The following is a 5380-nucleotide window of genomic DNA, read 5'->3' as shown; positions in this document are numbered from 1 at the left end:
CAATGCATCCTGACCCTAGATGGACCTGATGCTTTGCTTGACCAGCCTGCCAATCTGCACGCGCGCCCCCAATAAATTGCCCTGCGCAGAAGAGCTCGGCGCAGCTCTGGTGACAAGCATCAAAACAGCACCTGCAAGCAGCTAAAGCGCCGCCATCAGCCGCGCTTTTTCGCCCGGATCGTCGGGGCGCGAGATCGCCTCGGCCAGCTCTTCGAGCGAGGCGATGGAATGCCCGGCGCGGAAGCTGTCGACATGGGGCAGCATGGCGCGGATGCCCGCCGCCTTGGGCGCAAAGCCATCCCAGCGCAGCAGCGGGTTCAGCCAGATCAGCTGGCGCGACGACAGGTGCAGCCGTTCCATCGCGCGCCCCAGCGCATCCGGGTCATCGCGATCAAGCCCATCGGTGATCAGCAGCACCACCGCGCCCTGCCCCATCACCCGGCGCGACCAGTCGCGGTTGAAATCATGCAGGCATTGCCCGATGCGGGTGCCGCCCTGCCAGTCCTGCGTCTCGGCCCCGGCGGCCTTGAGCGCGGCATCGACGTCGCGATGCCGCAGGTGGCGGGTGATGTTGGTCAGCCGCGTGCCGAAGGTAAAGGCATGCACCCGCGCCCAGCCGGCGCCTTTTTCATTGGCCACCGCGTGCAGGAAATGCAGCACCATGCGCGAATATTGCGACATGCTGCCCGAGATATCGCAAAGCACCACCAGATTGGGCCAGCGCGGGCGCGGCTTGAGATAGGACAGCGCCCGCAGATCGCCTCCCTGCCGCATCGAGCCACGCAGCGTGCGGCGCCAGTCGATCCTGCGCCCCTGCGCCGACGCCATGCCCCGGCGCGAGGGGATCGGCTTGACCGGCAGTGTCAGCCGCGCCAGCATCCGCTTGGCCCGCGCGACTTCCTCGTTCGACATCTGCTCGAAATCCAGCGTCTTGAGCTTTTCCTCGGCCGAGAGGGTGAAGGAGCTGTCGACCTCGATCCGGGTCTGCTCTTCGTCGCTTTCAGGCTGCGGAAGTTCGGGCATCTGATCGCCCAGAAGCGCCTGCGCGGCGCGCTTTTCCGCCGATTGCGCCACCTTCTCTTCCTGCACGCCGCGCACGGCGGGCAGCATCATCGCCATCATGTGTTCAAGATAGCGCGGATCGCGCCAGTAGAGGCGAAAGACCTGCGCGAACACCACCCGGTGTTCGGGGCGATTCACGAAACAGGCGTGCAGGGTCCAGTAGAAATCCATCCGGTCGGTAAACCCGGCCTCGGCCACGGCGCGGATGGCATCGAGCACCCGCCCCGGCCCCACCGGCAACCCGGCCCGGCGCAACGCGCGGGCGAAATGGATGATGTTCTGCGCCAGCTTGGGATGCTCGGGGATGTCAATCGGGATATATTCGGGCATGGGGTCTCCTCCACCGCCAGCGAGACACAGCGCGGCGCGGGGCGCAAGCGCCTCATTGGTCTTGCGCGGGCTCGTCCTGCGCCGGGTCTGGCAGCGCGGAATCGATGATCTGCGCCGCGCGCGTGGTCATCTCATTCAGGCGGGCCTGCAATGCCTCGGGCCCATCGGTTCCGGTCAGGCGCGACAGGAAGGCGCAACCGCCCGCGCCCACCGCCTCGGGGTCGAGCCGACCTTCGGTGATCAGCCGCGCGCCGATCTGCAACGACCAGCACAGACGGTAGGTTGCGGCCAGATGCGCGGCATCGTCGCGCGCGATCAAGCCTTCGGCGCCAGCGACCAGCAGGGCCCGCGCGGTGCTGCGCGGCCCCCGCCCGGAAATCAGCGCCGAGGCTTGTGCGAACAGCTCGATATCCTGCATCCGCCCGCGCCCCAGCTTGGGATCCCATGCATCGCCCGCGCCCTTGGCTTGCGTGATGCGCCGGCGCATCTGTGCCAGTTCGCTCAGCACCTTGCCCGGCGCTTCGGGAACGGCGAGGATCTCGGATCGCAGCGCCTCGACTTCGCCCGCAAGGGCGCGCGGGCCAGCCACCACCCGCGCCCGGGTCAGCGCCAGATGCTCCCAGACCCACGCCTCTTGGCGCTGGTAATTCTCGAACGCGGCAAGCGAGGTCGCCACCGGCCCCTGATTGCCCGAGGGGCGCAGGCGCATGTCGACCTCATACAACTTGCCCTCGGCCATCGGGGCGCTCATCGCGGTGATCAGCGATTGTGTCAGCCGGGCGTAATATTGCCGCGAGGGCAGCGGGCGGCGGCCCTCCGACGCCTCGACCCCAGCCGGATCGTAGATCACGATCAGATCGAGATCGGACAGCGCGTGCAGATGCCGCGCCCCAAGCGAGCCCATGCCCACCACCACCGCACCGCGCCCCGGCGCCGCGCCATGCTTGCGAGCGAATTCCTCGCAGACCGCCGGGAACACCGCCGCCAGCGCCGCCTCGGCCACGTCGGCGTAATGCTGCGCCGCTTCGTCCGGTTCGCTCAGGCCGCGCAGCAGGTGAACCCCGGCGCGGAAATGCCATTCCTTGGCCCAGCGGCGCGCCATGTCGAGCTTGCGCTCGTAATCTTCCTCGCGCGCAAGGATCGCGCCCAGTTCGGCGGTCAATGCCCCCGGCCCCGGCCATGGCGCAAAGAAATCCCCGCCGATCACCGCATCGAACACCGAAGCATGGCGCGACAGATGCCGCGCCAGATCCGGCGAGGTCGACACGATGTCGATCAGCAGATCGACCAGTTGCGGATTGGCATCGAACAGCGAAAACAGCTGCACCCCCGCAGGCAGACCGCGCAGGAAGCCATCGAAAGCATCCAGCGCCTCGGCCGGGCGCGGGGCGCGCGCCAGCTGCCCGAGGATCTCGGGCTTGAGGCGGCGAAAGATCTCGCGGGCACGATTCGAGCGCAACGCCGGATAGGTCTGCCAGCGCTGAACCTGCGGGCTTTGCGCGATCTCGTCGGGAATTTTCGCCGCGCAGACCCGCCCGTCCGGGGCAAAGAAATCTTCGGTCAGCGCATGAACTGCTTGCAGGCGCTGCTTCAGATCGGCCTTGAGCGCCGCCGTCTCGACGCCCATCAGCGCCGCGAGCCGCTCGAACCCCTCGTCGCTCGTGGGCAGGAGATGGGTCTGCGCATCCTGCATCATCTGCACCCGGTGTTCGACCTCGCGGTGGGCGCGGTAATGGTCGGCCAGCGCCTCGGTGACATGGGCAGGCACCCAGCCGGTACTCGAGAGCACACGCAAGCCATCGACGGTGCCGCGCACCCGCAGCGCCGGATCGCGCCCGCCCGCGATCACCTGCCGGGTCTGGGTAAAGAACTCGATTTCGCGGATGCCGCCCCGGCCCAGCTTCATATCATGGCCGGGAAGCGATATCTCGCCATGGCCGTGCTTGTCGCGGTAGCGCAGGCGCATGTCATGGGCATCCTGAATCGCCGCGAAATCCAGATGCTTGCGCCAGACAAACGGCTTGAGCGTTTCAAGAAAGCGCTCGCCCGCCGCAAGATCGCCTCCGCAGGGCCGCGCCTTGATATAGGCCGCCCGCTCCCACGCCCGGCCAAGGCTTTCATAATAGCGCTCGGCGGCCTCCATCGCGATGCACACAGGCGTGACGGAGGGATCAGGGCGCAACCGCAGATCGGTGCGGAAGACATAGCCATCGCCGGTCAGATCACCCAGCGTGGCGGCCATCCGGCGGGTGGCGCGCACAAAAGCGCTGCGGGCATCGTGGAAATCATCCCGGTCGAACCGGTCCTGATCGAACAGGCAGATCAGGTCGATATCCGAGCTGTAGTTCAGCTCGAACGCGCCCATCTTGCCCATTGCCAGCACCACCATGCCGCCCGCATCCTCCAGGGCATCCGGGGCGATGCCCGGCAGCTTGCCGCGCTTTGCCTCGCGCACCAGCGCCTCCTTGAGCGCCAGATCGACCGCAAGATCGGCAAAGCGGGTCAGCGCGCCCGTCACCGCACCAAGTGACCACGCCCCCGACAGATCGGCGAGTGCGATCAACAGCGCCACCCGGCGCTTGGCCTTGCGCAGCTCGGTGCCCAGGTGGTCCGGCCCGACCTCGGGCAAACCCGCAGCGACCGCAGCAAGCGCCGCGTCGGGATCGTCGAGAGCGCCTTCCAGCCAGTTACCGTCGCGGGCGATGAGCCCGGCGAGATAAGGGCTGGTGCCGCCAGTGCCGGCGATCAGCTTGGCGACATCGCCGCTGGCCCAAGGGGTTGCGGCAAGCGCCTCGCGCCCGATCTCGGGCTCGAAGGGGCGTGGCAGGCGGGTGATGCGGGCATTGAAATCCATGTGTGATGGATGGCAGATGCCGGGGGGCGATGGCAACGGTCTTGCGCAGCGGTGCGCCAGATCATCCTGCCCGCCAGACCGGAGAGTGACCATGAGCAAAAGCCTGACCCGCGTGCGCGCCGCGCTGCAAGAGGCGGGGCTTGAACCCGATATCCGCGAGGTCGCCCACGCCCGCACCGCGCAGGAGGCCGCAGACAGCGTTGGCTGCGACCTCGATCAGATCGCCAAGTCGATCATCTTTCGCGCCGAGCAAAGCGGCGCTGCGGTGCTGTTCCTGACAGCGGGCGGCAACCGGGTGTGCGCCGACAAGGCCACCGCGCTTGCGGGCGAGCCGCTAGGCAAGGCGGATGCGGCACTGATCCGGGCGCAGACCGGCTTTGCCATCGGAGGCGTTTCGCCCGTCGGGCATCTGTCACCGATCCGCGCATGGCTCGACCCGCGTCTGCTGACGTTCGATCTGGTCTGGGCCGCCGCCGGCACCCCGCGCCACCTGTTTGCGCTCGATGCGCGGCTGCTGCCAAAGCTCACCGGCGCAACGCCAGCGGATTTCATTGCCTGAGCCTGCGCCGAATGGCTTGACCGGACCGCCCCGAATGATACTCAGGCGCACACGGTGGGCCTGTAGCTCAATTGGTTAGAGCAGGGCGCTCATAACGCCTTGGTTGCGGGTTCAAGTCCTGCCGGGCCCACCAAAAGAGCTAAAAAACGCAATACTTTCAGTATGCATGTGGACCGCGCTGATGGCGCAGTGGTCGATATTGAATCAAAGACTTGCAGTCGATGCGGACCACATGGATGAGGGGTTCGTGTCTGCGCGATGTGTCCCCAAACGGCGCACCACGCCCAGCGAAAGCCCCAACGAAGTCAAGGCAGAGGCGCACCACGCGCAGACTGGTACCGACCCTTAGGTTTCAATGCGTTGCGAAGGGACGGGCGCGCCACAATGTTCCACTGCGAACTGCGCCTATACGCCTCCCGACAGTATTTTCTTAACTGCCTCGTCGTGTTCTCTCACGCACTCGTTGAAGTTCGACCCGGCGCACGACTTGCGAACCATTTCATCGATCTGACGATCCACAGCGGCCTGATCGTTTTGCACACGGTAATCGCCGTAAAGCTCCAGAAGATGGGATG

The 5380-nt window shown here is 66.6% G+C and carries 3 protein-coding genes and 1 tRNA gene; 2 read left to right on the top strand and 2 right to left on the bottom strand.

Translation table 11 applies throughout. From position 1 onward, the window contains the following. Nucleotides 1-141 precede the first annotated feature (141 nt). Complete coding sequence (locus tag KO516_RS20365) at nt 142-1392, bottom strand: VWA domain-containing protein (RefSeq protein ID WP_216005620.1); 1251 nt, start codon at nt 1390-1392, stop codon at nt 142-144. Between the two features lie 52 nt (nt 1393-1444). Then, nucleotides 1445-4246 (bottom strand): glutamine-synthetase adenylyltransferase, encoded by a 2802-nt coding sequence (locus tag KO516_RS20360; protein ID WP_216005619.1) that lies wholly within the window; start codon nt 4244-4246, stop codon nt 1445-1447. Nucleotides 4247-4337: 91 nt separating this feature from the next. On the opposite strand from KO516_RS20360, the gene KO516_RS20355 reads away from it, so the two are divergent. Further along, nucleotides 4338-4805, top strand: a complete 468-nt coding sequence (locus tag KO516_RS20355) for a YbaK/EbsC family protein (RefSeq protein WP_216005618.1) — start codon at nt 4338-4340, stop codon at nt 4803-4805. Nucleotides 4806-4861: 56 nt separating this feature from the next. Continuing rightward, a tRNA-Ile gene (locus KO516_RS20350) sits at nt 4862-4938 on the top strand. The last annotated feature ends 442 nt before the right edge of the window (nt 4939-5380 follow it).

It is taken from the genome of Citreicella sp. C3M06, from assembly GCF_018860705.1.
GTDB lineage: Bacteria > Pseudomonadota > Alphaproteobacteria > Rhodobacterales > Rhodobacteraceae > Salipiger.
This window is presented reverse-complemented; position numbering and strand designations above follow the sequence as displayed.